28 protein-coding genes are annotated in these 25,799 nt (G+C 60.1%); 18 read left to right on the forward strand and 10 right to left on the reverse strand.

Annotated features, from left to right (window positions below; genetic code table 11):
• Positions 1 to 46 precede the first annotated feature (46 nt).
• From AB0P14_RS09005 to AB0P14_RS09045, 9 genes are all read left to right on the forward strand, one after another.
• Positions 47 to 1,849 (forward strand): FAD-dependent oxidoreductase, encoded by a 1,803-nt coding sequence (locus tag AB0P14_RS09005; RefSeq protein ID WP_363840665.1) that lies wholly within the window; start codon positions 47 to 49, stop codon positions 1,847 to 1,849.
• A 185-nt stretch (positions 1,850 to 2,034) separates the two neighbouring features.
• Positions 2,035 to 2,592 carry a GNAT family N-acetyltransferase gene (locus AB0P14_RS09010; RefSeq protein WP_363840668.1) on the forward strand — a complete coding sequence of 186 codons (558 nt, stop codon included), beginning with the start codon at positions 2,035 to 2,037 and terminating at the stop codon, positions 2,590 to 2,592.
• A 212-nt stretch (positions 2,593 to 2,804) separates the two neighbouring features.
• Positions 2,805 to 5,189, forward strand: coding sequence for an excinuclease ABC subunit UvrA (locus AB0P14_RS09015; RefSeq protein ID WP_363840671.1), 2,385 nt, complete (start codon positions 2,805 to 2,807; stop codon positions 5,187 to 5,189).
• A gap of 16 nt (positions 5,190 to 5,205) precedes the next feature.
• On the forward strand, positions 5,206 to 6,276 hold the full coding sequence (locus AB0P14_RS09020) for a bifunctional GNAT family N-acetyltransferase/GrpB family protein (protein WP_363841423.1): 1,071 nt from the start codon (positions 5,206 to 5,208) through the stop codon (positions 6,274 to 6,276).
• A 580-nt stretch (positions 6,277 to 6,856) separates the two neighbouring features.
• Positions 6,857 to 7,510 carry a maleylpyruvate isomerase family mycothiol-dependent enzyme gene (locus AB0P14_RS09025; protein WP_363840674.1) on the forward strand — a complete coding sequence of 218 codons (654 nt, stop codon included), beginning with the start codon at positions 6,857 to 6,859 and terminating at the stop codon, positions 7,508 to 7,510.
• 637 nt (positions 7,511 to 8,147) lie between these two features.
• Positions 8,148 to 8,594 (forward strand): hypothetical protein, encoded by a 447-nt coding sequence (locus AB0P14_RS09030; RefSeq protein ID WP_363840677.1) that lies wholly within the window; start codon positions 8,148 to 8,150, stop codon positions 8,592 to 8,594.
• A gap of 76 nt (positions 8,595 to 8,670) precedes the next feature.
• Entirely contained in the window at positions 8,671 to 9,153 is a 483-nt protein-coding gene (locus tag AB0P14_RS09035; protein WP_363840680.1) for a GNAT family N-acetyltransferase, read from the forward strand.
• A gap of 47 nt (positions 9,154 to 9,200) precedes the next feature.
• Positions 9,201 to 9,983: a class I SAM-dependent methyltransferase gene (locus AB0P14_RS09040; protein ID WP_363840683.1), complete on the forward strand. Its 783-nt coding sequence runs from the start codon at positions 9,201 to 9,203 to the stop codon at positions 9,981 to 9,983.
• Positions 9,980 to 10,261 carry an antibiotic biosynthesis monooxygenase gene (locus tag AB0P14_RS09045; RefSeq protein ID WP_363840686.1) on the forward strand — a complete coding sequence of 94 codons (282 nt, stop codon included), beginning with the start codon at positions 9,980 to 9,982 and terminating at the stop codon, positions 10,259 to 10,261. Before AB0P14_RS09040 ends, AB0P14_RS09045 begins: the two co-directional genes overlap by 4 nt.
• Here AB0P14_RS09045 and AB0P14_RS09050 read toward each other — a convergent pair.
• The 3 genes from AB0P14_RS09050 to AB0P14_RS09060 form a co-directional block, all read right to left on the reverse strand.
• Positions 10,258 to 10,695 (reverse strand): VOC family protein, encoded by a 438-nt coding sequence (locus tag AB0P14_RS09050; protein ID WP_363840689.1) that lies wholly within the window; start codon positions 10,693 to 10,695, stop codon positions 10,258 to 10,260. The two genes, AB0P14_RS09045 and AB0P14_RS09050, sit on opposite strands and share 4 nt — an antisense overlap.
• Positions 10,696 to 10,745: 50 nt before the next feature.
• Positions 10,746 to 10,949 (reverse strand): hypothetical protein, encoded by a 204-nt coding sequence (locus AB0P14_RS09055; protein WP_363840691.1) that lies wholly within the window; start codon positions 10,947 to 10,949, stop codon positions 10,746 to 10,748.
• Positions 10,950 to 11,241: 292 nt separating this feature from the next.
• Positions 11,242 to 12,438: a Fic family protein gene (locus tag AB0P14_RS09060; RefSeq protein ID WP_363840694.1), complete on the reverse strand. Its 1,197-nt coding sequence runs from the start codon at positions 12,436 to 12,438 to the stop codon at positions 11,242 to 11,244.
• Between the two features lie 101 nt (positions 12,439 to 12,539).
• Here AB0P14_RS09060 and AB0P14_RS09065 point away from each other — a divergent pair, with 101 nt between their 5' ends.
• The 3 genes from AB0P14_RS09065 to AB0P14_RS09075 all read left to right on the forward strand — a co-directional run bounded on the left by AB0P14_RS09065 (position 12,540) and on the right by AB0P14_RS09075 (position 14,306).
• Positions 12,540 to 13,031, forward strand: a complete 492-nt coding sequence (locus tag AB0P14_RS09065; protein WP_363840697.1) for a hypothetical protein — start codon at positions 12,540 to 12,542, stop codon at positions 13,029 to 13,031.
• Between the two features lie 61 nt (positions 13,032 to 13,092).
• Complete coding sequence (locus AB0P14_RS09070; protein ID WP_363840700.1) at positions 13,093 to 13,599, forward strand: sigma-70 family RNA polymerase sigma factor; 507 nt, start codon at positions 13,093 to 13,095, stop codon at positions 13,597 to 13,599.
• Positions 13,599 to 14,306, forward strand: a complete 708-nt coding sequence (locus AB0P14_RS09075) for a zf-HC2 domain-containing protein (protein ID WP_363840703.1) — start codon at positions 13,599 to 13,601, stop codon at positions 14,304 to 14,306. Before AB0P14_RS09070 ends, AB0P14_RS09075 begins: the two co-directional genes overlap by 1 nt.
• 44 nt (positions 14,307 to 14,350) lie before the next feature.
• Here AB0P14_RS09075 and AB0P14_RS09080 read toward each other — a convergent pair whose 3' ends face one another.
• The 6 genes from AB0P14_RS09080 to AB0P14_RS09105 form a co-directional block, all read right to left on the reverse strand.
• The gene (locus AB0P14_RS09080) at positions 14,351 to 14,902 is read right to left on the reverse strand and encodes a hypothetical protein (RefSeq protein WP_363840706.1); all 552 of its coding nucleotides are present in this window, start codon (positions 14,900 to 14,902) and stop codon (positions 14,351 to 14,353) included.
• Positions 14,903 to 15,047: 145 nt separating this feature from the next.
• Positions 15,048 to 15,563: a cysteine hydrolase family protein gene (locus AB0P14_RS09085; RefSeq protein ID WP_363841426.1), complete on the reverse strand. Its 516-nt coding sequence runs from the start codon at positions 15,561 to 15,563 to the stop codon at positions 15,048 to 15,050.
• A gap of 148 nt (positions 15,564 to 15,711) precedes the next feature.
• Positions 15,712 to 16,659 (reverse strand): DMT family transporter, encoded by a 948-nt coding sequence (locus AB0P14_RS09090; RefSeq protein ID WP_363840708.1) that lies wholly within the window; start codon positions 16,657 to 16,659, stop codon positions 15,712 to 15,714.
• 80 nt (positions 16,660 to 16,739) lie between these two features.
• Positions 16,740 to 17,144, reverse strand: coding sequence for a GntR family transcriptional regulator (locus AB0P14_RS09095; RefSeq protein WP_363840711.1), 405 nt, complete (start codon positions 17,142 to 17,144; stop codon positions 16,740 to 16,742).
• A 2-nt stretch (positions 17,145 to 17,146) separates the two neighbouring features.
• Complete coding sequence (locus tag AB0P14_RS09100; protein ID WP_363840714.1) at positions 17,147 to 18,082, reverse strand: hypothetical protein; 936 nt, start codon at positions 18,080 to 18,082, stop codon at positions 17,147 to 17,149.
• A 150-nt stretch (positions 18,083 to 18,232) separates the two neighbouring features.
• Complete coding sequence (locus AB0P14_RS09105) at positions 18,233 to 18,805, reverse strand: helix-turn-helix transcriptional regulator (protein ID WP_363840717.1); 573 nt, start codon at positions 18,803 to 18,805, stop codon at positions 18,233 to 18,235.
• 47 nt (positions 18,806 to 18,852) lie between these two features.
• Between AB0P14_RS09105 and AB0P14_RS09110 the strand changes: the two genes are divergently transcribed.
• The 3 genes from AB0P14_RS09110 to AB0P14_RS09120 all read left to right on the forward strand — a co-directional run bounded on the left by AB0P14_RS09110 (position 18,853) and on the right by AB0P14_RS09120 (position 22,078).
• Positions 18,853 to 19,773 (forward strand): class I SAM-dependent methyltransferase, encoded by a 921-nt coding sequence (locus tag AB0P14_RS09110; protein WP_363840720.1) that lies wholly within the window; start codon positions 18,853 to 18,855, stop codon positions 19,771 to 19,773.
• Between the two features lie 67 nt (positions 19,774 to 19,840).
• Positions 19,841 to 20,326, forward strand: coding sequence for a hypothetical protein (locus AB0P14_RS09115; protein WP_363840723.1), 486 nt, complete (start codon positions 19,841 to 19,843; stop codon positions 20,324 to 20,326).
• A 69-nt stretch (positions 20,327 to 20,395) separates the two neighbouring features.
• Entirely contained in the window at positions 20,396 to 22,078 is a 1,683-nt protein-coding gene (locus tag AB0P14_RS09120; protein WP_363840725.1) for a DUF1990 domain-containing protein, read from the forward strand.
• Here AB0P14_RS09120 and AB0P14_RS09125 read toward each other — a convergent pair.
• Positions 21,974 to 23,872 carry an MFS transporter gene (locus tag AB0P14_RS09125; protein ID WP_363840728.1) on the reverse strand — a complete coding sequence of 633 codons (1,899 nt, stop codon included), beginning with the start codon at positions 23,870 to 23,872 and terminating at the stop codon, positions 21,974 to 21,976. The two genes, AB0P14_RS09120 and AB0P14_RS09125, sit on opposite strands and share 105 nt — an antisense overlap.
• Positions 23,873 to 24,069: 197 nt before the next feature.
• Here AB0P14_RS09125 and AB0P14_RS09130 point away from each other — a divergent pair, with 197 nt between their 5' ends.
• From AB0P14_RS09130 to AB0P14_RS09140, 3 genes are all read left to right on the forward strand, one after another.
• Positions 24,070 to 24,651, forward strand: a complete 582-nt coding sequence (locus AB0P14_RS09130) for a hypothetical protein (RefSeq protein WP_363840731.1) — start codon at positions 24,070 to 24,072, stop codon at positions 24,649 to 24,651.
• A gap of 70 nt (positions 24,652 to 24,721) precedes the next feature.
• The gene (locus tag AB0P14_RS09135; protein ID WP_363840734.1) at positions 24,722 to 25,060 is read left to right on the forward strand and encodes a YbaK/EbsC family protein; all 339 of its coding nucleotides are present in this window, start codon (positions 24,722 to 24,724) and stop codon (positions 25,058 to 25,060) included.
• Positions 25,057 to 25,779, forward strand: a complete 723-nt coding sequence (locus AB0P14_RS09140) for an AAA family ATPase (RefSeq protein WP_363840737.1) — start codon at positions 25,057 to 25,059, stop codon at positions 25,777 to 25,779. The genes AB0P14_RS09135 and AB0P14_RS09140 overlap by 4 nt, the downstream gene beginning before the upstream one ends.
• Positions 25,780 to 25,799 lie beyond the last annotated feature (20 nt).

The following is a 25,799-nucleotide window of genomic DNA, read 5'->3' on the forward strand; positions in this document are numbered from 1 at the left end:
CACACTCACACAACTCGCAGTGAAACGCTTGAGGAGGACCACGGACATGACGGAACGACGAAATGATCTACCAGTTGCCATCATCGGTGCAGGCCCGGTGGGTCTGGCCACGGCAGCGAACCTGATCGAACGCGGCATCACGCCTATCATCTTTGAAAAGGGTGCGGACGTGGGTTCGGCCATTCGCCAGTGGGGACACATTCGATTGTTTTCTCCGTGGCGGCACAATATTGATCCCGCCTCCCGCCGCCTGCTCGAACCCACCGGCTGGAGTGAACCCCGGCTCACCTCCTTGCCCTACGGTGCCGAGCTCGTGGAGAAGTACCTCAAGCCGTTGGCTGCGGTGCCTGCCATCAATGCTGCTCTGCGCACCTCCGCCAAGGTGACGGCTGTGAGTCGGGTCGGGATGGATAAATCGCACTCCCGGGATCGCAACGAGCGGCCCTTTTTAGTGCGGGTCGAAACCGCCGACGGGACGGTGCGCGATCACCAGGTGCGCGCAGTGGTGGACACTTCCGGCACCTGGGCGCACCCCAACCCGCTCGGCCAGGCCGGGCTGCCAGCTCCGGGTGAAGCTGAAGCCATGATGGCCGGACTCATCACTGAGCCCTTGCCGGATATCACTGGAGCTGACCGTGCACTGTTCGCAGGCAAGCACATCATGGTCATCGGAGCTGGCCATTCAGCAGCAAATACGTTGCTCGCCCTGGGCCAGCTGGTCAAAAATGAACCAGGAACCCGGGTTAGCTGGGCAGTCCGCGGCGCCGACGCCTCGCGTCTCTACGGCGGAGGAGACCTTGACGGATTGCCAGCCCGCGGACAACTCGGTACGCGCCTTCGCGGCCTTGTTGAGGATGGGCATATCGAACTGCATACTTCCTTCACCACCACCTCCTTCAGCGTTAGTGATGGCTTGGCGGTCACCGGCACAACACCGGACGGGGACGTGACACTGGATGTGGACCTGTTGATCCCCGCCACCGGATTCCGGCCCGATCTGGAGATCTTGCGTGAAATCCGTTTGGAGCTTGATCCAATCGTGGAAGCTCCTCGGGACTTGGGCCCTTTGATCGATCCCGAATTCCACTCTTGCGGCACCGTCCCAGCCCACGGCGCGAGTGTCCTGGCCCACCCGGATAGGGACTTCTACATTGCCGGGATGAAGTCCTACGGACGCGCTCCTACCTTCTTGCTCTCCACTGGATATGAGCAAGTCCGATCCATCGTCGCTGCCTTGGCTGGAGACCGGGAAGCAGCCAATCAGGTCCACCTTGACCTGCCGGAAACCGGTGTCTGCTCCACAGGCCTCGGCGGCAGCGCCGACACTCCTGCTGCAGACGCCACGGAAGCAGTCGAGCCAGCATCATCGTGCTGCGCCACCCCAGAGCCGCTCCTCGACCGGCACGGACTGAAGGAAGATCCCCTTATGATGAGGAACAATGCAGGAGTCCTGTTCGTGTGTGTGAAGAACGGCGGTAAGTCCCAGATGGCCGGCGGACTCATGCGCCACCTCACAGGAGGCACCGTTACCGTTTATACGGCTGGGACCACACCCGGCGCCGTGCTCAACGCCCAATCGGTAGAATCCTTGGCAGAATTAGGGATCGACATCTCCGGGGAACACACCAAGTCCATCACCGCGGAGATGCTCGCCGACGTCGATCTCATCATCACGCTCGGTAGCGAAGCCGTAGTGGATCAAATCCCCGGTATCGAGATGCGTCACTGGGACACCGATGAACCCTCCCTACGTGGCATTGACGGCATGGAGCGGATGCGGCTGGTGCGCGACGATATCCACGTCCGCGTCAAAGACTTGGCTGCAGAACTGAGCGGAGACAAGAGCTGATATCCGAGAAGCTCCCACGAACGCTGCTATTGGGGGATCTCCCGGTCGGCTGCTGGTTTATCCATCAACGGATAGCACTCCCAGGAGGCGTAGCTGGCTCCCGTGGAAACTTTTGTTACGGCGGGGCTCGCCCGGGAATCCGTGGGCCAAGCCCGTCGCTCTATTGAAACGTGCATAATGCTTTTATGACAGTTCACATCAAAACCGAACGCCTTGCCCTGCGCCCTTGGGAGGAATCCGACGTCGATTTTGTCTTCGATCTTTACTCCCGCTGGGTGGTTCAGCGCTTCATCGGGACCGAGCCGGCCGTGATGGAAAGTCGTTCCGAAGCGGTGGAGCGAGTCCGCCGTTTCATGGAGGTCGGAGAACACCCTGTCCACGGCATTTGGGCCGTGACACGCAAAGAAGATGGCCTGCCCGTGGGTGCGCTGCTGCTCAAACCGATTCCCGCTTCAGGCGAGGAACCGCTGCAAGCCTCGGACGACGTCGAAATTGGCTGGCACTTCCACCCGGATCATTGGGGGAGCGGCTTTGCCTCAGAGGCAGCTACGGCAGTGCTCGAGCACGCCTTTGCCTCCGGTTTGGAGCAAGTAGTGGCCGTGACCAACCCCGCCAACGAAGCTTCCCAGAGCGTGTGCCGCCGCATTGGCATGGAACACCAAGGCTCCACGAAGAAGTACTACAACGCCCGTTGCGAGCTGTTCGTTATCGAGAAGCCAGCCGAAGCGCAGCCCGTTTCGTAACAGTCGGCAGAAGCCAGCAAGGGATCAAGAATTATGAGAATGCCCGGGCCAAGAATTTGGTCCGGGCATTCTCATAGGTGGGGGAGTGAGTTACTCCGGCCCGTAGCGTAATTGAGCAGGATTGAAGAACGAATTCTCACTCCGGAAGTAGCCGTTGGCGCTACAGTGGACAGCGACCGCGCAAGCGGGAAGCCCTAGAGAGAAGAGCCAGGATGAGCCAGGACCTGACAGCGCAGGCTGCCGAGAAGCACTCCGCTGACACCCATGATTTGATCCGTGTGCAGGGTGCTCGAGTCAACAACCTCAAGAACATCAGCGTCGAGATTCCCAAGCGCCGTCTCACGGTGTTCACAGGCGTCTCCGGTTCGGGTAAAAGCTCGCTTGTCTTCGGCACTATCGCCGCCGAATCGCAGCGGATGATCAATGAAACCTACAGCGCGTTTGTCCAGGGTTTCATGCCAACACTGGCGCGCCCCGACGTCGACGTCCTAGAGGGGCTGACCACGGCCATTTTGGTCGACCAGGAGCGGATGGGCGCCAATCCGCGCTCCACCGTGGGCACAGTAACCGATGCCAACGCCATGCTTCGGATCGTCTTTAGCCGGCTGGCGCAGCCCCACATTGGCTCTCCTCAGGCGTATTCGTTCAATGTCGCCTCGATCTCCGGTGCCGGTGCCGTGACCATCGAGCGGGCGGGGGAGAAGGTCAAGGAGCGCCGCAGCTTCTCCATCACCGGCGGCATGTGTCCGCGCTGCGAGGGCATGGGCAAGGTCAACGACTTCAACTTAGCCGCGCTGTTCGACGCCGAAAAATCGTTGTCCGAGGGGGCCATCACCGTACCCAACTACAGCATGGATGGCTGGTACGGGCGCATCTTTGCCGGCTCCGGATTCTTCGACATGGACAAGAAGCTCGGCAAGTTCACCAAAAAGGAACTGCACGATCTGCTCTACAAGGAACCGGTCAAGATCAAGGTTGAGGGCATCAACCTGACCTACGAGGGCATCATTCCCAAGATGCAAAAATCCATGCTGAGCAAGGACGTGGACGCCATGCAGCCACACATCCGCGCCTTCGTGGAGCGTGCCGTCGTCTTTACCACCTGCCCCGAGTGCGAAGGAACGCGTTTGGCCGAGCATGCGCGCAATTCCATGATCGACGGCGTCAGCATCGCCGATGCGTGTGCCATGCAAATCAGCGATCTTGCCGTGTGGGTGCGGTCCTTAGATCAGCCGTCGGTGGGTCCGCTGCTGGAATCGCTGGGGGAGTCCCTGGATTCGTTCGTGGATATTGGACTCGGCTACCTTTCCCTGGACCGCCCGTCCGGCACCCTGTCCGGCGGTGAGGCTCAGCGGACCAAGATGATCCGCCATCTGGGGTCATCGCTGACCGACATCACCTACGTTTTTGACGAGCCGACCATCGGTCTGCACCCACATGACATTGCCCGAATGAACCAGCTGCTGCTGCAGTTGCGCGACAAAGGCAACACGGTATTGGTCGTTGAGCATAAGCCCGAAGCCATCACCGTTGCCGATCACGTGGTGGATCTGGGTCCCTTGGCTGGCTCCGCCGGTGGGGAGGTTGTCTACGAGGGCACCATCGCTGGCCTGCGAGCCAGCGGCACCCTGACCGGCAAGCATCTCGATGACCGGACGTCGCTTAAGGATTCTTTCCGGACGCCAACAGCTGCCCTCGAGGTGCGCGGCGCCAATGAGAACAACTTGAAGAATGTGAACGTCGACATTCCGCTGGGCGTGCTGACGGTGATCACGGGCGTGGCCGGTTCCGGCAAGAGCTCGCTGATCCATGGTTCCGTTTCCGGGCGCGAAGGCGTGGTCACCGTAGATCAGGGTGCCATCCGCGGATCTCGGCGCAGTAATCCGGCCACCTACACGGGCCTACTGGAGCCCATCCGCAAGGCTTTCGCTAAGGCCAATGGCGTCAAGCCGGCCTTGTTCAGCGCCAATTCCGAGGGTGCCTGCCCTACCTGCAACGGTGCCGGGGTCATCTACACGGATCTGGGCATGATGGCGGGTGTCTCCACCGTTTGCGAGGAGTGCGAGGGGCGCCGCTTCCAAGCAGCCGTCCTGGAATACCATTTGGGCGGAAAAAACATAAGCGAGGTGCTGAACATGTCCGTGGATCAGGCGCTGGAGTATTTCCGCGAAGGGGAGGCTAAACTACCTGCCGCGGATAAGATCGTCAGCCGCCTGTCCGACGTCGGACTTGGTTACCTCAAGCTGGGTCAGCCGCTCACAACCCTCTCCGGCGGTGAGCGCCAGCGCATCAAACTGGCCACGCACCTGGGGGAGAAGGGCGGCATTTACGTTTTGGACGAACCAACCACAGGCCTGCACTTGGCCGACGTCGAGAAGCTCCTGGGGCTGCTGGATCGGCTGGTTGAGTCAGGGAAATCGGTGATTGTGATTGAACATCACCAAGCCGTGATGGCCCATGCGGACTGGATTATTGATATTGGACCTGGGGCCGGGCACGACGGCGGCACAGTGGTTTTCGAGGGCACGCCGGCTGCGTTGGTGGCCTCGAAAGACACGCTGACAGGCCAGCATCTGGCGGCTTATGTTGACGCCTGAGGGACCCTTGAGTCAGATGCCCCGCCCCGAAGGAAACTTCGTCAACTATGAACCGGATGAGAAGTCACTCGGTGACGCGCTGGCGCCCGGGCAACTGGTCATTCGCCAAGCCGTTGTGGCCGATATCCCTCGAATAGTTGAGACCAACGAGCAGTCGGGTCAGGATTCTGTGGGCCTCCTCCCGCTCGCAGCGGCGATCTCGGATGAGTCGCGGCTGGTGGTGGTTGCCTGTGTTGAGGGGGTCATTGTTGGCTGGGCTAAGACCCATTTTTGGGCGCAGGCGGACGAGTTGGCTCCGGCTGGGCACTATTTGGGCGGAGTCAGCGTGAAGCCCGAATGGCGGCGGCGGGGGATTGGTATTGCCCTGACACAAGCGCGGTTAGCCTGGATCTGGGAGCGGGCTGCGGTGGCTTGCTACGTTGTGAATGCGGCTAATTTGGCCTCCATAGACCTGCATGAACGATGGGGATTTCGTACTGTTGAGACCGCCGCAAAATTCCACACGACCGAATTCTTAGGTGGCGTGGGGCTACTCATGCGCGCCGTCCGCCCCAGACAACGGGAAGACGTCACGGACGTGGAATTAGTAGGGGGAGTGGAACACCGCAAGCTCGAGCTCCTGCCCTATGACCAGTCTTGGCCGGTCCGCTATGAGGTAGAACGGCACAAGATTGAATCCTCGCTGGGTGAGCATCTTGTGTCGATCGACCACGTTGGCTCAACCTCTGTCCCTGGCTTAGCCGCAAAAGACATTATCGACATTCTGGTCACCGTTCCTGACATCACAGACGAGGAACATTATGTCAAGCAATTGATTTCTGCCGGATACGAATTGCGTGTGCGAGAACCAGGGCATCGCCTGTTAAGGACACCCGCCAAGGACGTGCACATTCACGTGAACGAAGCCGGTGAGCCGGATGCAGCAGAAAAGCTACGGTTCCGGGACCAGCTCCGTCGCAGCGACAATGATCGAGGGCTCTACGAGTCAACCAAGCAAATGTTGCTACGGCGTGACTGGGCTGACATGAATGTCTACGCCGACGCCAAGACCGAGGTCATCAAGGAAATTTTGTCGCACACTCAGTAGAGCTGTGATTCTCCTACATAGGCATCCAGAGGGCAGAAACCCCTGAAATCTGCCACTTTCAGAAATAGTGATATTGCGCCGATAATCTACATTATGTCAAGTAAAGTGAATCTGGGCTCCGGAAGGGGCGCTGCTGTCCTGGCTTATCTAAAGTGACGCAATTCTCCTCTGCCCTATCACCAGTCATCTTGCCGATTCGTGGATGATCCCCTTCGAACGCTTTCTCTCGATCCGACGTCCCGCAGCTTACAAAGGACACCATGATTTTGCGGGTCAGTGGTGGTGTGCCACGAACCAGTGACATGTCGGATTCGGATCTTGGCGCGAACGTGACCAGCTGATGCGATTCGACTTTGTTCTAGACGTAACAGATGTGGCCTCGCAACCCTTTAGGATTACTGCCTCCGGCAGCACTCCCCCAGACAACCCGTGTACCTGACTACTTTGCCGTGCAGGCTGATGGCACCGGCATTGTTATCGATCGCGCACGCTGAGCCACTGCCGCGAGATACACCTATTGGTCGTCCCTGTCGCGTATCGGTACTAGTTGGCCGGTCGTATAGCGTGGTTACATTGACCCATGCCTTCCCGACCTTCGACCGCAGTGTGGCCAGCCGTTCACAACGAACGCGATGCCCTCATTAGAGAACTTGAGTCGCTCACCCCAGAGCAATGGGCCCAGCCCTCGCTCTGCCCCGGCTGGGACATTCACGACGTCGTAGCTCATCTCGTGGATTCCGCGAAGACAACCCGCCTCAGCTTTCTCCGTCGGCTGATCGCCGCGAAGTTCGATTTCGACAAAGACAACGCAAACGGCATCACCAGGGAGCGTGCCGCGACCCCGGAATCGACCCTGACTGAGTTCCGCCGTGTACGCGAAGCGACCAAGACGCCGCCTGCTGCTCTAGCAACTCGACTCGTCGAAGCAATCGTGCATGGTGAGGACATTCGGCGTCCCCTGGGGCTTTTGCGCTCCTACCCGAGTGAGTCGATCGACGCGGCCTTGCGATATCAACTCAAAACCGGCGGTTCTATGGGCGGTGGCAAGGAACGCGCAGCTGGATTTCGTCTGCAGGCGTCCGATTCAGGGTTTGAGCACGGTTCTGGCTCAGAGGTCAAAGGAACCTCGTTGGCACTTCTCATGGCTATCTCGGGTCGCCCCGCCCATAAGGAAGATTTCTCAGGTGAAGGTGCCGCCACATTTGTACGAAAGCTAGAACAAGCGTCTCAATGAGCATCCTCGTCCCCTACTTCCTTCCATCAGGAGCCCGAGCCTGACAGATACCTCCAATTTGCCCGCCTCCATGTTGCCCGTTGGCGGTGGCATCCACACGATGCCCATCCGGTTGGCCTTGCGAAAGACCCTCGGCAAAGGACTCGGAGTTGCGGTAGACGTGCACCTGTCCGTGCGCACCGCCTGAGCAGCTTCTTGCACCCGGTAGAGGTTTCCCTTCCGTGACGACGGCCGCCGGCCGGCCTGCGGGGTTTCCGTGCTTCAACGCGGATGAGACAGGACATTTGGCATCTATAGCCGCGCGTTCGGCGCCACTGAATCCCGTCGTCTAAGGCTGCCTCCAGACACTAGACTGGTCCGCGTCGACCAAACGAGTCGGCACAGTATTGGGGGAATTATCGTGGGTAGATTCTGCAGGACAATCACGACGGCGGCGCTCGGACTTGCGCTGATGGGCGGACTGGGCGGATGCACTCCCGACCCGCAGTTGCCGTTGCCCACGGCAAGCCAATCTCCGGAATCAGTCCTTGACGCCAGCTGTCCCATACTGCCTGCAGACTCGATCAAAGCGGTAAGAATTCCGCAAGGCGGCCCCGCGGAAGCAATCGACAACGTCTTGAAGTCCTACAGCTCATGGGTGAATGCGGGAACGGATGTACTCAGGGGCTGGGCCGACACGGCGGGTACCGTGCCGGATGAATGTTTGGATAGGTTGGCCGAGCAGGGCCGGATTGCCTACTCACAAACTATCTTCACAACGCACAGCGACGTTGCATGGCAGAACTACTACGCTGGGCAGCAGGAGCTCACTGCCCAGTCCCTGCGCAATGCCGTAGATGCCAGCACCGAAGGTCAAGGGAATCAGGGACGCTTTGAACTGCTCAAGGAAATCTCCTCCAGTGCCACAGAGAACGGAACGTTCCTGAAGTTTGATGCTATCTACCGTCCGGCCCCAGGCGCGCCAGCAGATCCATCAGACTGGGCGGGGCTGGCCAAGCCAACCCGCTGGTACGTAGAGCTAGTGCCCTTCGATGGCTTCTTCATCATTAACTACATCGAGCAGAATCCAGCAACAGGTTACTGACCCAGCTCCACTACTGCCACCGGAAGGTTCTGCCAGCGAGTTGGGCCACTCCCCCGCAATGACAGATGATTGCACCGTGGAGGAATTAGTAGAGATCGCGATCGAACGCGGGCTCGACGCTGAACTCGGAGCTGCGCAGATTTGGGCAGCTGCTACGGCCGAGCGGGACCGACTCCCCTCCATACCTCGTGCTGACGACAAGCTGCCGGGTATTCACCAAGCGTTGAGCCAGACCGGAGCTACGCTACACATTGCACGTAAAGCGACGTCGATCGTCGGGTTCTACCTTCTCGTCCTTGGCCCACGAACCAATTCCTTTGAGGTGCTCTACTTGGCAACCGCGCCCCAAATGTGGGGCGACGGCATCGCCCGCGCCCTGCTGGCCGACATCCAACACTTCGCATTGGAACGCGCCGCTTCACTTGAATTGTGGGTCATTGCGGACAACACCCGAGCCATCACTACCTACACCAGATCGGGTTGGCTGCAGACCTCGGACTCAAAAGTGCGAAATGCATCAGGCAAGCTTGAAAATCGCTTAGAACTACTGCCCCACTAGCCCATTCCTGCGCCGGCTGCAACCTTCAGCTGGCTAGACTGGCATGCATGATTCAGATTGTTGACGGGCCATCAGCGCCCAGCGGCACGGCTGTGCGCCATGATGCTGTTCGCCCCATTTGGACGTCGGAGGTGATTTCGTGGCTGTTAGGATCACCGCCGGATGATCGCCCCCTAGCAGTCTTGGATCTAGGAGCTGGGACTGGTCTAGGTACCCGCACGATTGCAGCTCTCGGACACTCCGTCACCGCGGTTGATACAGCTGAAGACATGCTCTCGGTGCTCCGAAAGAGTCGTGAGCAGCTCTCGTCCGTAACTGCGAGTCGAATCACCACTGCCAGCGGCTCCGCGGAAGACATCCCTTTGGACGATCAAAGTGTTGACGCCATTATCTGCCTCCAAGCCTGGCACTGGGTTGAACCTACATTGGCTTTACATGAATGTGATCGCGTGCTGAGGGAAGACGGCATGATGAGTATGGCTTGGCATACTTGGGATCGCAGCAGCGAATGGGTGAAGGAGCTTGCCGCAATCGTGGAGCCGGGCGGTTCTCCTCCCGACCAAACCCGAAGCGTACCTCGAGAGTTTGCCGGGCGTGGCACCTTTGATCGCAAAGAATTCCCCTTCAATTACGAGCTGTCCCTAGAGCAGCTCATTGGGCTTGCCAGCTCATGGACTTTCGTTTCTCAGAGACCCGATCAAGAAAACGTCCTGGAACGAATACGTTTACTGGGCGAACTGGCCCGTTCACCAGAAACTGGCCTAGTTAGCTTTCCCCACATCACAGCTGCCTTTCGGCTGAGCCAGCCCACAATGGGAGCTATCTCGTGAAACCTATTACTTTGACTGGACAATTGATATGTGGGGGCAGCGATGAGCTGGCAGCGGTCCAGGAGTTCCTACCTCGACATATTGAATTGACGCTTGCCGAATCAGGGTGCATTTCCTTCTCCGTGGAACAAAGCGAAGATCCATGGGTCTGGAATGTCTCCGAGCGTTTCCAAGACGCTAGCGCTTTTGAGTTGCACCAAGCGCGCGTTAAAGCCAGTGATTGGGGACGTGTAACTGCCAAAATCAAACGCAGTTATTCCGTGACTGGCCCGTCTTAGCTTCTAGTCAGATCCTCAGCGAGCATTACGATGATGCCGCTAGGGCCACGGACATAACTGAGTTTGTAAATGTCCTGGTAGTTGGCCACGCCACGAAGCGGGTAGCAGCCGTGACTCGCGGCAATTTTGAGTGCGGCGTCGATATCGTCAACAGAGAAAGCAACGCGATGCATGCCGATTTCGTTGGGCAACGTGGGCTCAGTTTGAATGGCGTCAGGGTGAATGTACTCGAAGAGCTCAATCCGACCGGTGCCATCTGGTGTTTGGATCATCGCGATTTTGGCATGGTTGCCATCTAGTCCGACGGCGGTGTCGGCCCACTCTCCACTGACTGTGTCCCGACCTACGAGGGTCAGTCCAAGGTCGGTAAAGAAGGCGATAGTCGCGTCGAGGTCCCGTACGGCGATACAGACGTTCTCGAGTTTTATGGGCATAGGCGGCACTGTATCAAGTGAAGAGCGACGGCGGGAGTCGTTTCTGTTGATCAGCAATCAGAACGCGCATCCTCGGCCCGCTCATAGACGCCCAGGACAATACTAGATTCGGTGCGATTCTCGAGCGCCGAGGCTAGGCAGGACTTGGCTCTGACCTGGCCCCGATAGTCGGAATCGACTGCTAGTTCATGCACCACCACTGTATTGCTCGGAGCCAAGACCATATTCTCGATCCGAACATCCGTGGTGATCATCGCTGAGAGAGTTCCCTCCCAGGAGGGATCGCCCTCAAGCCCGTGGACTAGCGCAAATCCAACAACTCTCCCCGCCCTCGAGCTATCGAGAGCCGTCCGCAAACAAGAGCAAGCAGGCCTGGGCCCAGTCGGCTATCTCAGCCAGTGAATCCGAGTCCTCCTAATATGGTGCAACAGAGAACGCTGCACTGAACACCGCCGCAACCTCCTCCCAAACTGACTGGGGTGCTACGCCGTCGGACGTCTCATAGACGGGCTGCAGCTCAAGGGGAGTATCAAGTATCCCTAAATCCTAGTGGTGCCTCCTAGCTCGGGCGGTAAACTCGTCAAGGGCGCCCACAATATCCTTCGCCAACCAAATGCGGTTGCGCTTTCCGGTTGAGATTTGACTCAGGATGCCAGCGTCAACCAGGCGGTTGATGGCGACTTGGGCGTTGACGGTCGAGATACCAAGTTGAGTTGCCGCAGCAGCACTGTCAAGAACTGGCTGGCGAAGCAGTATGCCCAGGAGTCGGTGAGCTGAGGAATCTCGCCGCGCCTGAACGAGATCGCTCCAGCCGCGCTGGATGGTTTCAAGGTCCGCCACGAGAGTGCGGCCATTGTGCACCGCCGCAAACGAGGCCTCGGCAATAGAGCGGACAATCGGTGCAATATCCCCTGTGTGGTAAGCGCTCAAGGCATCAAAGTAGCTGCCTGTGTCCTGGAGCAAACCTGCGGAGACTGGAATTGCCACATTGCGTGTTAGCTGCCCTCCGCGCAACATCGCCTGGATGAGCGCACGGCCCACCCTGCCGTTGCCATCCGGAAACGGATGGATCGTTTCGAATTGGGCATGGGCAATCGCCGTCTGTGCAAGCACAGGCAGATCTACACGATTGGCGAAAGCAGCAAAGTCGTCCATCAGTTCAGCAACACGGTCGTGATGGGGTGGGACGAATTGGGCTGTATGCGGACCCAGACTCCCGCCGCCTATCCACACCTGCTGTTGGCGCCAGTGACCGACGATGTCGGGGCGACTTTCCTCGAGCAATGCGCGGTGTATTTCCAAGATCGCCGGGCCGTCAATGGTTTCGGCCAGGTTCAGGGCAGCTTGCATGGCTCTGACGTTGCCCACGATCAGCTGCGCATTCCGCGATGAATGGGCCCCGAGCTCTGCCAAGGCGATCTGCCGCGCTCCGCTGCTTAAGTTCTCAATTTCTGAGCTGGACGCACTTTCGGTGCGTAGGAGAATCGATGCGAACGGCGCCGCAACTTGTCCAACCTCTGCATCGAATCGGGCGAGTTCGCTAGCGGCCTCTTCCGTCAGTGCCTGTAGCTCGCCATCGAGATGGAATCTCAGATCGGCAATGAAGGGTGGCACCGCAGCCAGGTACGGCCCAGTGGTGGGGCGCTTCTGCGTTCGTGAGCCGTACGCGTCTTGAAGGCTCTGCCAGGGACGTTCTTCATAGCCCAGCGATGGCCAGGGAGCGTCGATTTTATCCGTTGGCATGAGTCAATCATAGCAATGCTTAGTTTGATATCCATTGCTATGGCGAATCTCTATTCCCAATTGTGCCGTGAACCAATCCCACTCCCCTGACGTATCTCTGGATGAAGGCAACTTTTGCCCGCATCAACCCGCATCAACAGGGAAGCGTGGGTCACCTCATGAGTGCACCGATTCCACAACGCCACAATCCTCTCAATACCACCCTGCGACTAGTGGTTCCTGCAGCGCTATCCCTTAACGCTGTGGTGCACCTGCAACTTGCTCCGTATTATCAAGAAGCCATCCCCGGTGGCATTGGGCAAGGAAACTTGTTCCGCATTGAGGCCGCAGCGGCAATACTCGCGGGCTTGTACGTTCTGATCCGTGGCAGCCGCCCTGCCTATGCAACAGCACTAGTGGTGGCTGGCGGTGGCCTCGTTGCCGTCCTGGTCTACCGCTACATCGATGTTCCGGCTTTGGGTCCCTTCCCTGCCATGTATGAGCCCGTTTGGTTCTTTCAAAAATCACTCAGCGCCGTTGCCCAAGCAGCGGGTGCCGCCCTGGCCGTCGTCGGACTTTTCAGGCTTCGCCACAGCAAAGCAGTGCGTCAATAAACAGTTTCTGGCCAGCTGAACTATCCGGGCCCATACTGCGTATTAGCGGCAGGAGGATTGGATGCATCTGGATCAGCAGCAGGCACTGCGCGAGTTGCACGGCGACTATGCCCAGTTGCTCTGGCGCTTTGTGATGCGGCTGGTGCATGACCGGGCGCAGGCAGAGGACGTGGTCCAAGAAACCCTGCTGCGTGCCTGGCAGCATCCAGAGGTTTTGGCGCGGGAACCCAACGCTCTGCGGGCCTGGTTGTTCACCGTGGCCCGGAATCTGGTGATTGACGACTGGCGCAGCGCCCGCCATCGGCACGAGTTTGGCACGGCCCAGCCGCCCGAAACCCCCGACGATGATCAGAGCGAAAGGATTCTCGACGCCTGGCTGGTGGGTGACGCCCTGGCCACCCTCACCCCGGAGCATCGTGAGGTGATCCGGCAGGCGTACTACGGAGGCAAGGACACAACGTCGATCGCGGCGGCACTGGAGATCCCTGAGGGAACCGTCAAATCCCGGCTGCACTACGGCTTGCGGGCGCTGCGTCTGGCACTTGAAGAAAGAGGGGTGAGCGGCTGATGGATACCTCGGATCCTTATGTGCTCTGGGATGCGGCTTACGTGCTCGGCTCCCTGCCCGCGGCCCAGCGCCGTGAATATGAGCAGCATCTTTCGGGCTGTTCGGCGTGCCAGCATCAGGTGGCGGCGTTGTCCGGGATGCCAACTTTGCTGGCGCTCAGCCGTGCTGAAAATGCTGCAGCAGCAGCGTCGGCATCTGACGCGCCGTCGCCCGTGGTTGCACCGCTCTATGCCGGATTGGCCGCGCATCTTGCCCGCAGGCGTCGCCGCTTTACCTTGGCTGCGGCAGCCGCTTCCATCATCTTGGCAGGTACGACGGCGGCCATCACCACCGGGATTAACTCCGGTACCACTCCCCCGTCGTCGGCTGTCAGTAGTGCCTCCTCGAGCGTGCCTCTCGCGTTCGTCGGTACCTCGCCGCGTGGACTTACCGCGACGGGTACGCTGTCCAGTTATCCTTGGGGCACGCAAATTAGTTGGCACTGCAACTACGCTCAGGGAGCTGCGTACGCAGGTGATCCGGCGGGCCAGGATTATGTGCTGGTGATGGTGTCTGCCGCCGGGGCGGAGACCACCGTGGCTAGTTGGACGGCCGGCCCAGGCAGTGAGGTGACACCCGCCGCAGCAACTGCCACCCCGGCGCAATCTATCGCACGGCTGGATATCCGGGACAGCAGCGGGGCCACGCTGCTCAGCGCGGCCCCGTAAGGTCTGCCGGTTCACCTCCCGCAGGAACCAGAGAGGTTGTGACTCTAGTATCCGCTACCGATCTGTGCCGGAGCGGATGTGAGCGCCGGGGTTGGAGTGACTGTCGGGGCATGGGTGACCTTGGCGCCGTCGGCCCCGATGACCCACCAAATTCCACCGTAACCTTGGCCCGAGACATCCCCGGGATTCTTGTCTGCTGCATAGGTGTACAGGGGTAGGCCGTTGAGCGTGACTTGCGCGGCGCCGTCGACCCCTGTGATGGTACCGACGGTTCCGGTGACTCCAGTGATGGTGGGCACCATGCTACTGGTACTGACCGCCGGCCACAGGCTGGCGCAGGGGCCCGAACAGGTGCTGGCCTTCTCTTGGGGTGTGTCGTGATCGAAGAAGTAGACAGTCATTCCGGCCCCGTTGACCAACACCTTGCCCAAGGTGGTGCTCGCCGTATGAAGATCGCTGGTGGTCGAGGCGGGGTTGGGGCTTGTGTCATGTGAACCTGCCGGAGCGGTGGAGCTGCCGCAGGCAGTCAGGAGTGCCAGTGGCAGTGCCAGTGCTAAGGCTCTGACGGCAATCCACAGTCTGGTGTGAGATTTCATGGGAGGCTCCCGTGGCCGATGTGACGTGGCTGGTGGAACCAGGACGGTTCCATATCCAGCAAACGGCACAGCGGCACCGAGGGTTCACCGCCGTCGAATATTTCTGGCAGCGGGTCACGAAAATATCCAGCAGCGGTTCCGTGGGTTATGGCGCGAACTGTACCGCAGCTGTCTCCACCGTTGACGCTGTCCGACCCGGAGCCTTCTGATTGTCCCAATACAGGTTGGTATGAACAATGACCAGCTCCGGGGACGGCGCACCCCAATCGGTGAGGTCTGCTCCTGTATGAGCGTCACTGACCAGCGTGACATCATAGCCCCGGGCGAAGGCTCCGTGGATGGTGGAGCGAATGCACATATCGGTCTGAGCCCCGGCGACGACGAGCTTTCCGACGCCCTTGTGTGCCAGCACCTCTTCCAGAGCAGTGCCTTCGAAGGAATCTCCATACATCTTCGGAACCAGCGGCTCGCTTTCCAGCCGGACGAGTTCTGGGACGTAGTGCCAACCCTCGCTGCCCGGGACCAGCTCGGCGTCCGAGTGCTGCACCCACACCACGGCAGTTCCGGCCGAACGTGCCTTGTCAACGAGGGATTTAATATTGGCAATGACCGCTTCGGAATTGTAGCTCTCGGCCATCACGTCATTTTGAACATCGATCACAAGCAGCGCCGTATTCGGTCGATTACTGAGCGTTGTCAAGGGAAATCATCTCCTGCGTGGTTGAGTTTCACGTCCCCAAAAACACACTACGCGGTTGGCTAGCTGAGGTGAATACCCTCGGCGGATGGTTCATTACTGACGAGTGGTGTTACTCCCCTGGACTCTTGTGGACGGCGGGCAGCTCCACCATAGAGGAGGGATTGCCTGAGGGTTTACGGCTCATGGGTTTGAGCTCACTGACCAGCACGCTAAGCACAATGAGCACTGCGCCCACCAGGGCTAGAGCTGGCAACCGGTCCCCCGCGATGCGTCCGATGACGCCTGCCCATACGGGCTCCCCCGTGTAAATGATGGTGGCCCGCGTGGGATCAACCGATTTCTGCGCCCAATTCATGGTCAACTGAATGAGGCAACTGGCAAGACCCAGGCCCACTCCGGCCACAAGCCATACCCAGGAGAACTGCGGGATGGATTCGCCAGTGACTGGCATAGCCAAGAATGACAGCACGCTGCACACCAGCAATTGCACCACCGTGACGCGGCCTAAATTGACCTTCGGGGCAAAGAGGCTGATCAGCACGATCTCTCCTGCAATGGCCACGGTGCTCACCAGGGTGGCCACCTCGCCTGGGCCCAACCCGACCTGGAAGGCATCTGGACCAGCCAACATCACCAGTCCGGCAAACGCCAGCGCCGCCCCGATGAAGGCCATGGTGTGAGGCCGCTTCCGGAAGACCGCCCACTGCAGAAAGGGCACTAGGGGAACGAAGAGTGCTGTGAGAAAAGCCGAGGTACTGCTGCTGATGGTTTGCAGCCCCACGGTTTGAAGGCCATAACCGAAGAAGATCATGACCCCAATCGCGGCCCCGGCGCCCAGATCGGCCCGGCTCATCCCCCGCAGGACGCGGCGGAAGATCAGGCACGCGACTAAAGCTGCGACGGCGAAGCGCAGGCCCACAAAGAACATCGGCCCGCTGTACCGCATGGCCAAGTGCACCACCAGATAGGTGCCACCCCACACGGCCGTGATGGCCAGCAGCGCCAATTCCGGCTTGCTGAGCGAAAGAGGGTGCGGTCGACGCGCGATGGGAACCATTCTGCCCATCTTAAGGCACACGGGCGAGAGGCACGCAGGCGAGTCACGGCGTTGTGCTTCTCGCCTCCGTTCGCGCCAGCTCAACGCGGGGGTTCAGGTGCTCCCAGCTTTTCAGTTCCCAGACCTGCCGTTCCCATCCCCAGCGCCGCATGGAGGTAGGCGATGGCGTCCTGATTGCCGAGTCCCAGGGAGCGGATTTGGTGGGCGTATTCTTCAGCGGCCTTCTGCGCCTGACGTGGGATGGGATCCTCGTGCACAGAGACGAAGGTGCCGTGCCGGCCGCGGGTCTCAATGGCTCCGTTGAGCTCAAGTTCGCGATACGCCCGGGCCACAGTATTGGGCGCTAATCCGAGATCCGCGGCGAGTTTCCGAACGGTCGGCAGCCTGGTTTCAGGAATGAGTTCGCCCTGGCTGATGAGTCGGAGGATTTGAATCCGGATTTGTTCGAACGGTGGCACTGCCGAACGGGGATCAACGCTCAGCATGGTTAGCGTTCGCCGCTCGTGGTGGCTTCGGTATCCATCAAAATCTTCGGCCACAACCGATACCGGAAGTAACTGTGGGAGCTGCCATAAGTGAACATTAGAAGAATGGCGAGGAATCCCCAAGAGATGACTAACTGGCCAAGATTGAGCCCCGCCGAGACGGCAAGGCTGGGCTCCATAGCCTCGGTCACGCCGAGGGCACCCGCACCAAGAGCCAGCCACGCAACGCTTGCCGTCAGCAGATGGAGCTTTCGGAAAGTGTCTGCCCGGATGGCGTCGGCCCACGCGAGCTCCAAGGGATCACTGACGGGCTGGGGCGTCTGCACAATTCTGCGGGACACCAAGACCGCGCCCAGCAGCGCTAGCACCGCTACCGCCAGGGATGATAAAGCCATACTGCCCCAAAAGGCACTCAAGCTGATTGCCTCCATCGCGCCGAGCACCAAAGCAACGACGAACACCAGTCCCGCCAAAATGATCAGTAGCGGAGCCATTCGAACCCGCCATGGACTCAGGTAGTCCGCTGGTGAGATGGACATGGCCCTAGCCAGTCGAGGGGCATCCGGCCGCTTGGTGAATAGAGAATCCCGAAGTGCCAAGGCAACGTCAAAGACGTTCATTCCAATCAGGACTGCGGGCAACACCACCAGCCACGAATAGCTGAAGCTAAAGTCTGGCTCCGGCGTCAGAAACAAGATGCAGGACGCAACGAGAGCGCCTGCCAGTGCCCCAAACATTGATGCCGTGGCACTGCGATGGAGCCTGCGGCTGACGGAGGCATTGATTTCATCCGTCGCCATCGGTAGCCCCACCCGCTGCCAAAAGGTGAACACTTCCTTGCGTTGCACGCGTTTGCTTTGAGCCGCCAGCAAATTGCCCAAGATGATGAGGAAGATTATCCCCGTGGCGATCCATAGGAATACTGAGTCAGTTGGCATTGGGCTCCTCAAATTGATTGCTTGTATCAATGTATCATTACAATGTTTTTGAGCGCGATATTTCTTGAGCAATCGACTCAGGAACGCTTTTGTTGCTACCTCTGTTACTACCTCCGTTGCTATCGCCAGTGCTAGCTGCGCGTATGACCGCTACAGGTGGGATTCGCTGTGAAGGTGAGCCCGTCCGCCGTCGTGATTGAGAATGCTGAGGATTTCCACAGGTGCCTCATGGGCACAGATGGCATGCGGGACCATGGTGGAGAACTCCGCCACCTCCCCCGGGTGAACCAAAATGGTGCGCTCCCCCAGTTCTAGGCGCACTATCCCGGTGAGCACGGTGAACCAGTCGCGGCCGGGATGGACACCGAGCTGCTGGGGGCGGTCGGGGGTGATGCGGAGCTTGGCGACCGTTTTGCCGTACAGGCCGTCGTCGCTGGAGAGGATCCAGGTTGTTAGGCCTTGTGACTGTCCGGGTTGTGGGCGGATTACCACGTCCTCATCGGCTGAAGATTCCACCAGCGCATCCAAGGTGGTGTCTAAGGCTCGACTGATGGGTATGAGTTGGTCTAGTGCAATCCGGCGGTGACCCGTTTCGATGCGGCTCAGGGTCGAGGTACTGAGTCCACAGCGCGCCGCGAGACTGTCCAAAGACCAGCCACGAGCCACACGCAGGCTACGGATTCGTTGGCGAATCACTGAATCAACATCGGATTCTTGCGTCATGCGCAATAGTCTATGCCGCTAACGAATGTGAAAGCTACCGTAGGAGCATGACTAAACATGAACCGCTCCCATCCCACGCCAGCAGCGGCCACTCGCATCATGGCGCCCCGGATCATGGCCACTCGGGCCGCAACCATGAGGGCCATGGTCACGAGCATGCGAACGACGCCGAGCTGGCGCAAATGTTGGATCTGGACGCTCACATTTTGGGTTCCTACTTGGCGGAGGCAACGGCGTGGGCGGCAGAGCTTGCCGTGACTACACCGGCGGCCATTATTGACGTAGGCGCCGGGTCCGGCGTCGGCTCCCTCGCCCTGGCCCGTCGATTCCCAACAGCTCACGTGACAGCACTGGATATGTCGGCACAGATGCTCGGAAAAACCCTCGAGTTGGCCGCAGTGAATGGACTTGATGGCCGCATCACGGGTATCCAAGCCAATTTGAACGAGGGGTGGCCTGCGAGCGCAACGGCTGATCTGATCTGGGCTTCATCCTCGCTCCATGAACTGGCCGATCCGGAGCGAACCATGGCGGATATGTTTACCCATCTCAGCCCCGGCGGCCTGCTGTTGGTGGTTGAGATGGACAGCCTCCCCAGCTTCCTTCCGGAGAGCCCAACGGAGGGGGACGTTGTAGAATCTGGCCTGGAATCACGTCTCCATGCGGCGTTGGCCAGTAATGGCTGGAATCAGTATCCCGAGTGGACGGCAGGGCTGGAGCGTGCCGGATTCGTCGTTGAGCGCCGTCACTTCCCCACTACGGGCAGTACGACCCAAGAGTTGGCTGCCCGCTACGGGCGCATCTTCCTGAGCAAGATCGGCGGGGCGCTCGCCGAGTCGGCCTCCGCCGTGGATCTGGCTGCCCTTGATGTGCTGTTGGGCGATGGACCGGGATCGTTAGAACGCCGCGGGGACTTGGTCGTTCGAGGACACAGGACGGCATGGGCGGCGCACAAGCCAGTGTCCTAGCCGCGTTACCAGGCCCGACGCCGGACCTTCCCTAGTTTCGATGGCGCATCCTCGCTAGTCTCGAAGCATGACGACAATTATTTGGGCGCCCGGAGACCTGATCATGGCCAGCAATGAAGGCGTCGAGGTACGCCTGGCCGGAGTTAGAACCAACTCGGAGGTTCCTTTCTACATGGGCCACGTTCCCGATGTGCGTGGCATCCGGGTGGATCTTGTAGGTGTCACCAGTCGGGTGACCATGGATTTGGACATCGCCTACACGGCTGCCATCGAGTCGTGGATTCTCGAGCGTAAGTCTCATGGCCAGGAAGCCGCAGGCGCGCGCCCCCTCATGCCCGGCGGGGTGGTGCTCAGTGCCGTGAAGCCCGCTATTACTGACAACCACGACACCGACTACCGCTTAGTAGCCAGCCATAGTGCGGGGACAGGAACAGAGTGGGACGGTTCTTGGTTTTTTGTGCCAGAACCACCTGCCGCCGTCAAGCACTTAACTATCGAGTTCACCGTCAACGGCAGACCCACTGGCAAGAGCTGCCGGGTGCAGCTCGATTAGCGGTGCGCTAGATCCGCACGCTGACGGCACCCCCGCGCACGCCGACGCCTCCCCCCGTAGGCTGGGCTCATGACGCTGAACTCCACCGCCATGGAACCTGACACCTTACTTGCCGGCCCCCGTGGACGGCGACTGTGCTTGGAGCTGGCGGGTCTTGCCGCTGCGGAAGGCGCCGGTCCCGGGGAGAATGCTTTTGCCTCGGCCATGTTCTATACCGCGCATGAGATGGAGCCGGACCAAGGGAAATCGCGGGTCCTCTTTGGCCCCGGTGCAGAAGATCCGCCACACCCCACGGCAGAAGAGACCGCAACCCTGTTGGACGCCGTTCCGGTATCCCCGCTCACCGAGAAATCGCTGCTGACCGCCCTCACCGCCACGGTGAACTCTGCCCGCTACTGGCAGGAGCCCGACGGTGAAGACGTCCTGGCTGCGAGCGCTCCCATGCGCCGTGCGCTGCATCGCTTCGCCGAACACCTACTGGCATCCCCGCTCGTGGAGTGGTGGATGGCTCCCCTAGACCCGGCCGGGCAATGGGCGGTCACCTTCGTTGATGATGAGCCCGGGCCTCCCGTCGAGTTGAGGGACTCCACGGATACGCTTGCTCAATGGCGCTTGGACACCCTGGCGGAGGAAGCCCGAGCCGCCAAGGAACGTCCCGCCGACCCCGCCGCGAACTGGAGCGGACAGTGGTGGTCCATGCCGCCGCAGGGTCTGAGACATAGCACCCGCATGATGCACGGGCGCGGCCCTGTAGGACTGTGGCTAGTTGAAGACGGGTTCGGGCAGGAGGAAGCCTACGTGGAGCATCTCGAGACAACCCCAGACCCGCGAGTCTTTGAGATCGAGTCCCCTGAGGCATGGGCCCAGTTGTGCCGTGAGCATGCCGTGGAGGTCACAGCTTCCAAGCGTCACGATTGGTTCCGGACCACGGGGCGCACTGGGCGCTGGCTGGTGCCGGACTGGGCGCTCCTGAAAGACAAGTACGACGCCGTTCACCTCACCATGGGCGGCTACCTGAGCACCGCCGGCCGCGCCATAGCCGTTGATGGCGAGTTCTCCAGTGTCTTGGCGGGCTGGGACCCTGACGCCACGTTCTGGCTCAGTGACCTGGCTACACAACCCTCAGGTTCGCAGGTACCTGACGCGCTGAACTCTCCGCGGCAGCGATGGTTGCAGGGTACGGAAGGTCCACACGGCAGGGAAGGTCATGAATGGGCAATGTCCACGGACGCCATTGCTTCCCTATGGCGAGGCAAGACTCATCCCGGAATCGCAGAGTGGTCTCTTGCTGGGGTCACTCGTAGCACCGGTTACCGGGTGTCATCCGTAACCGGTGCGGTGGGAAGTGGCACGGAGGCATGGGACCGCGCCTCCGAGGATGTATTGCGATGGGCCGTCAAAACCCGCAGCGGTTTCACCGTCAATACAGCCGATCCCGTCGCTGAAGATCAGCGCGTACAGGTCACTGCTGGGCTATGGGGCGTACGGGTGATTGAACCCGTAGAGGTAGTAGCCGTGGTGAACACGCCAGACCGTGTGGGCTTCTCGTACCGTACCTTGCCGGGACACCCTGTCAGTGGTGAAGAAGCATTCATTGTGCATCGTAACGGTATTGGCGACGGTGATGAGGTGTTCTTGACCATCCGCTCATTGACGCGCGCGGCGCCGCAGCAACCTTGGCGCTTCCTTTTCCCGGCGTTGATGGTGGTGCAGAAGCTTGTTCGACGCCGTTATCTGCGAGCGCTGCGCTGAAGCGCCAGAAGTCAACGCCGGATGAGCAACAAAAACGTTAGAATATACTTTCGAATCCTTGTCTAGTGTGCCACGTGCCGTGTTTCCGTGACCGTCACCAACTCCGTCACCGTACACGTATTTTCCGCCCCGCAGTGCCGACGCAACGGCCGCCACCAGACATGCCACGATGGCGAAAGCAAATGCCACGGCGAGCCCGTCGGCGAACGGGCCCGAAATCAGTGAGGGGAAGAACCCGCGGCCGGTGAGGTAAGCGGCGTCGGACGCGGGAAGCTGAGCCAACGCGGTGGGGCCCAATAAGGACTGGACGGGGTTGTAGCCCAACAACGAGGCGAACAAGACGGAGACCGGAGGCAGCCCGGCGACCCGTCCGGCGTCGGCCGCGGCAACACCATGGGCCATCAGGCCGGCATTGAGGGTCGCCGGTAGGGTTCGAGCCAGGCCGGTGACCATGAGGGAGAAGAAAATGCCGATGGAGAGCACCATGGCGGAGTTCTGGAAGGTGGTGCTCATGCCGGCGCCCACACCCCGGTGGTTAGGTGGCAGGGCGTTCATGATGCCGGCACGGTTGGGGGCTGCGAACAAACCCATGCCGAGACCGTTGAGTAACAGGGCCAGGGCGAACGTCCAATAGTCGAAGTTGACGGGCAGGATCAGCAACCAACCGAAACTCAGCGCGGCCACCACCATGCCGCCTGTGGCGAGCAGCCGGGCGCCGTGGCGGTCCGAGATGGCACCGGAGATGGGGCCGGCGACCAGGAATCCGGCAGTCAGCGGGAGCATATAAATCCCGGCCCACAAGGGCGTGTCAGCGAAACTGTAGCCGTGGCGCGGCAACCAGATCCCTTGGAGCCAGATGATCAGAATGAACATGAGCCCGCCACGACCAATGGCGGAGAGCAGACTGGCCAGGTTGCCGGCGGTGAATGCGCGGATGCGGAAGAGCGAGAGTTCGAACATGGGATCGGCCACCCGGTTTTCCACCCCCACAAAAATGCCCAGGACAGCCGCCCCGCCGATCAACGCGGCCAGAATCCACGGATTACTCCAACCCATAGTGTGCCCTCCGTAGGGCTGGATGCCGTAGGTAATACCCACCAAGACGGCAATCAGGCCCACGGCGAACGTGATGTTGCCCCACCAATCCAGACGTGCCGGCCGGCGTTTGCCAGTGTCGTGCAGGCGCAGGTACGCCCAGACGGTTCCGAAGACTCCCACCGGTACTGAAACGAGGAACACGAGTCGCCAGCCGATGGGCCCAAGCAGCCCGCCAATGATGAGCCCTAAGAAGGACCCAGCAATGCCGGCCACCTGGTTCAGGCCCAGGGCCAGGCCTCGCTGGTCGACAGGGAAGGCGTCGGTGATGATGGCGTTGGAATTGGCCATCAGCATGGCGCCGCCAACACCTTGGAGGATGCGCATGATGATCAGCCACATGACGGCCGGGGTGCCCTGCATCCATGTCACCGCCAGCAGGATCGAAAACACGGTGAAGATGGCGAAGCCGGCGTTGTACATTTTCACGCGGCCGTACATGTCGCCCAGCCGGCCAAAGCTGACCACCAGCACGGCTGTGACCACCATGTAACCCATGATCAGCCACAGCAGTAGGCTCGTGTTGCCCGGTGCCAAGGGGTTGATGCCCACCCCTCGGAAAATATCGGGCAAGGCGATCAGCAGGATTGAGGCGTTAATGGTCGCCATCAGCACGCCGAGGGTGGTGTTGGAGAGGACGATCCACTTGTAGTGCGGTTTGGCTAGGTCCCGGGCTCGTCGATCCGCCCGCTTGTTCACACCCTTGTTTATACCTTTGTTTACACCCTGCGGCTTTGCTTGAAGCATGCCTTGTCAGCCCCTCGAAGAGTTCCGGGGCAGGGGAATTTGCTTACCTCTGCTAACTAATAATGGTGGTCCTGCGGCGGTCTCAAGACCCTGCAAGAAGGCTGGGAAGAATCTGGACGCACTGCAGCGGCCATGGATAGGGTTGAGCCATGAGCCTGACACCAAGCACTGATGCGACCGCAGCCGATTGGATCAGTTCCTCTGAGCTGCTCTGGCCCGAATTAGTCTCTTTTGGCCCGGCAGGCTTCCCACGCCATGCCCGGCTACGTTTTATCTCCGACCCCGTCCGGGTCGGACAGTCCGAAAACGAAGCCGGGGCCTACGGCGGGACACTTTCCGAAGCGGAACGGCTGGCCATCGCGGTGTCCGTCCTGCGCAAACACACCTCGACGCCGGATGAGCTCTTCTTCGCATTTTGGGACGGCTTCGGATTTGACATGCCCGCTGCCCGCTTCGAAGTCCCCAACCGTGAGTTCTTTTTGTACAGCGGAAAGGTTGCGGAGAATGGAAGCTGGGACATTGCCGTTGCTGACCAGTCCCCCGGACAGCCGTGGATGCCTGATCCGGCCTTCATCTGGCCCGCCGATCATACGTGGTGCATCGCCAATGACGTGGACCCTCACTGGGCAGGCGTTGGTGCCAGCAGTGAAGCGATAGCTGAACTTTTGGCCGAACCGCGGTTGGATGCCGTGGCTGCCAAGCCCGCCGAAGACCAGCCACATTATTACTAGCCCTCACTGGCTAGCCCCTAATGACGGCTTGGGCAGGACGCGGGTAGGGGGATGCTGGCAGGATGTCACTATGCCCAGCGTCCACGAAGTACCCCAGCTAATGCCTCAGGTCCGCCAATCGTTGGAAGTGCACGGAGTCATCCATGAGGTGCTCCCCTGCCCCGACGAACTCTCCGACACCGCACTAACAGTGCAGCTCACAGGTATGCAGATTGGTGGCGTCACCCCCTTCGGCATCGAGGGGCTGCCCATTTATGTGGACAACGCCGTCCTCGAACAAGACCACCTCATCATGGGTGGCGGGAACCGCACCAGCAAAATCCGCCTCGTGCCCACAGAATTAGGCAAGCTCCCCGCCGTCGCGCTTGTGGCAGGATTGGCAACACCCGAGGAGGAAGCGGCCCTATGATCTTCGGTAAAACGCCCGTGCGCCATGTGGGGATAAACGACTTCAGCCCGCCGGACCCCGATGTGTGGCCAGCCACCTTGGCACCGGTGCAGCAGATTCTGCGTGACGGGATGGATCTTGGCCGCGCCACGGTATTTGTCGGCGAGAACGGCTCCGGGAAGTCGACCCTCGTTGAGGCCATCGCCATGGCATTTGGGGTCAATCCCGAGGGCGGTTCCACCGGCGCCAGGCACCACAGCCGCCCCACCGAATCCGATCTCCATTCCTACCTGAAACTCACGCGCAACATTGGTACCAGCAAATTCGGCTATTTCCTGCGTGCCGAAACCATGCACGGCTTCTTCAGCTACTTGGAGGACAACCCTATATGGGGACTACCTGAAGCAAAGTTTCACGAAATGTCCCACGGCGAATCATTTCTGGCCCTGATCATCGACAGGTTCCGCGGCGGTGGCCTGTGGGTCCTCGATGAGCCCGAATCCGCGCTGTCCTTCTCCGGTTGCCTGTCGCTGTTGAGCGTCCTGACGCAATTGTTGGACGAGGGCGATTCCCAAGTCATCCTCTCAACGCACTCCCCCGTACTGGCATCGCTGCCGGGCGCGGATATTTATGAAGTGGGGCCTTGGGGGTTGCGCCAGAATAGTTGGGAAGACCTTGAACTCGTGCGCAACTGGCGTTCGTTCATGGACGCCCCGCAGCGGTTCCTAAAATACATTTAGCCGGGTGGCTCCGCCGCAAT

The organism is Specibacter sp. NPDC078709, assembly GCF_040686795.1.
GTDB lineage: Bacteria > Actinomycetota > Actinomycetes > Actinomycetales > Micrococcaceae > Specibacter.

Bases quoted from the DNA above. Each gene is read 5' to 3' on its own strand.
- AB0P14_RS09105 (WP_363840717.1), bottom strand. From the start codon at position 18,805: ATGACGCAAGAATCCGATGTTGATTCAGTGATTCGCCAACGAATCCGT.
- AB0P14_RS09115 (WP_363840723.1), top strand. From the start codon at position 19,841: ATGACGACAATTATTTGGGCGCCCGGAGACCTGATCATGGCCAGCAAT.
- AB0P14_RS09060 (WP_363840694.1), bottom strand. From the start codon at position 12,438: ATGCCAACGGATAAAATCGACGCTCCCTGGCCATCGCTGGGCTATGAA.
- AB0P14_RS09050 (WP_363840689.1), bottom strand. From the start codon at position 10,695: ATGCCCATAAAACTCGAGAACGTCTGTATCGCCGTACGGGACCTCGAC.
- AB0P14_RS09135 (WP_363840734.1), top strand. From the start codon at position 24,722: ATGCCCAGCGTCCACGAAGTACCCCAGCTAATGCCTCAGGTCCGCCAA.
- AB0P14_RS09080 (WP_363840706.1), bottom strand. From the start codon at position 14,902: ATGAAATCTCACACCAGACTGTGGATTGCCGTCAGAGCCTTAGCACTG.
- AB0P14_RS09020 (WP_363841423.1), top strand. From the start codon at position 5,206: ATGCCCCGCCCCGAAGGAAACTTCGTCAACTATGAACCGGATGAGAAG.
- AB0P14_RS09130 (WP_363840731.1), top strand. From the start codon at position 24,070: ATGAGCCTGACACCAAGCACTGATGCGACCGCAGCCGATTGGATCAGT.
- AB0P14_RS09095 (WP_363840711.1), bottom strand. From the start codon at position 17,144: ATGCTGAGCGTTGATCCCCGTTCGGCAGTGCCACCGTTCGAACAAATC.
- AB0P14_RS09010 (WP_363840668.1), top strand. From the start codon at position 2,035: ATGACAGTTCACATCAAAACCGAACGCCTTGCCCTGCGCCCTTGGGAG.
- AB0P14_RS09100 (WP_363840714.1), bottom strand. From the start codon at position 18,082: ATGCCAACTGACTCAGTATTCCTATGGATCGCCACGGGGATAATCTTC.
- AB0P14_RS09005 (WP_363840665.1), top strand. From the start codon at position 47: ATGACGGAACGACGAAATGATCTACCAGTTGCCATCATCGGTGCAGGC.
- AB0P14_RS09055 (WP_363840691.1), bottom strand. From the start codon at position 10,949: ATGATCACCACGGATGTTCGGATCGAGAATATGGTCTTGGCTCCGAGC.
- AB0P14_RS09025 (WP_363840674.1), top strand. From the start codon at position 6,857: ATGCCTTCCCGACCTTCGACCGCAGTGTGGCCAGCCGTTCACAACGAA.
- AB0P14_RS09120 (WP_363840725.1), top strand. From the start codon at position 20,396: ATGACGCTGAACTCCACCGCCATGGAACCTGACACCTTACTTGCCGGC.
- AB0P14_RS09015 (WP_363840671.1), top strand. From the start codon at position 2,805: ATGAGCCAGGACCTGACAGCGCAGGCTGCCGAGAAGCACTCCGCTGAC.
- AB0P14_RS09110 (WP_363840720.1), top strand. From the start codon at position 18,853: ATGACTAAACATGAACCGCTCCCATCCCACGCCAGCAGCGGCCACTCG.
- AB0P14_RS09070 (WP_363840700.1), top strand. From the start codon at position 13,093: ATGCATCTGGATCAGCAGCAGGCACTGCGCGAGTTGCACGGCGACTAT.
- AB0P14_RS09040 (WP_363840683.1), top strand. From the start codon at position 9,201: ATGATTCAGATTGTTGACGGGCCATCAGCGCCCAGCGGCACGGCTGTG.
- AB0P14_RS09065 (WP_363840697.1), top strand. From the start codon at position 12,540: ATGAAGGCAACTTTTGCCCGCATCAACCCGCATCAACAGGGAAGCGTG.
- AB0P14_RS09090 (WP_363840708.1), bottom strand. From the start codon at position 16,659: ATGGTTCCCATCGCGCGTCGACCGCACCCTCTTTCGCTCAGCAAGCCG.
- AB0P14_RS09075 (WP_363840703.1), top strand. From the start codon at position 13,599: ATGGATACCTCGGATCCTTATGTGCTCTGGGATGCGGCTTACGTGCTC.
- AB0P14_RS09140 (WP_363840737.1), top strand. From the start codon at position 25,057: ATGATCTTCGGTAAAACGCCCGTGCGCCATGTGGGGATAAACGACTTC.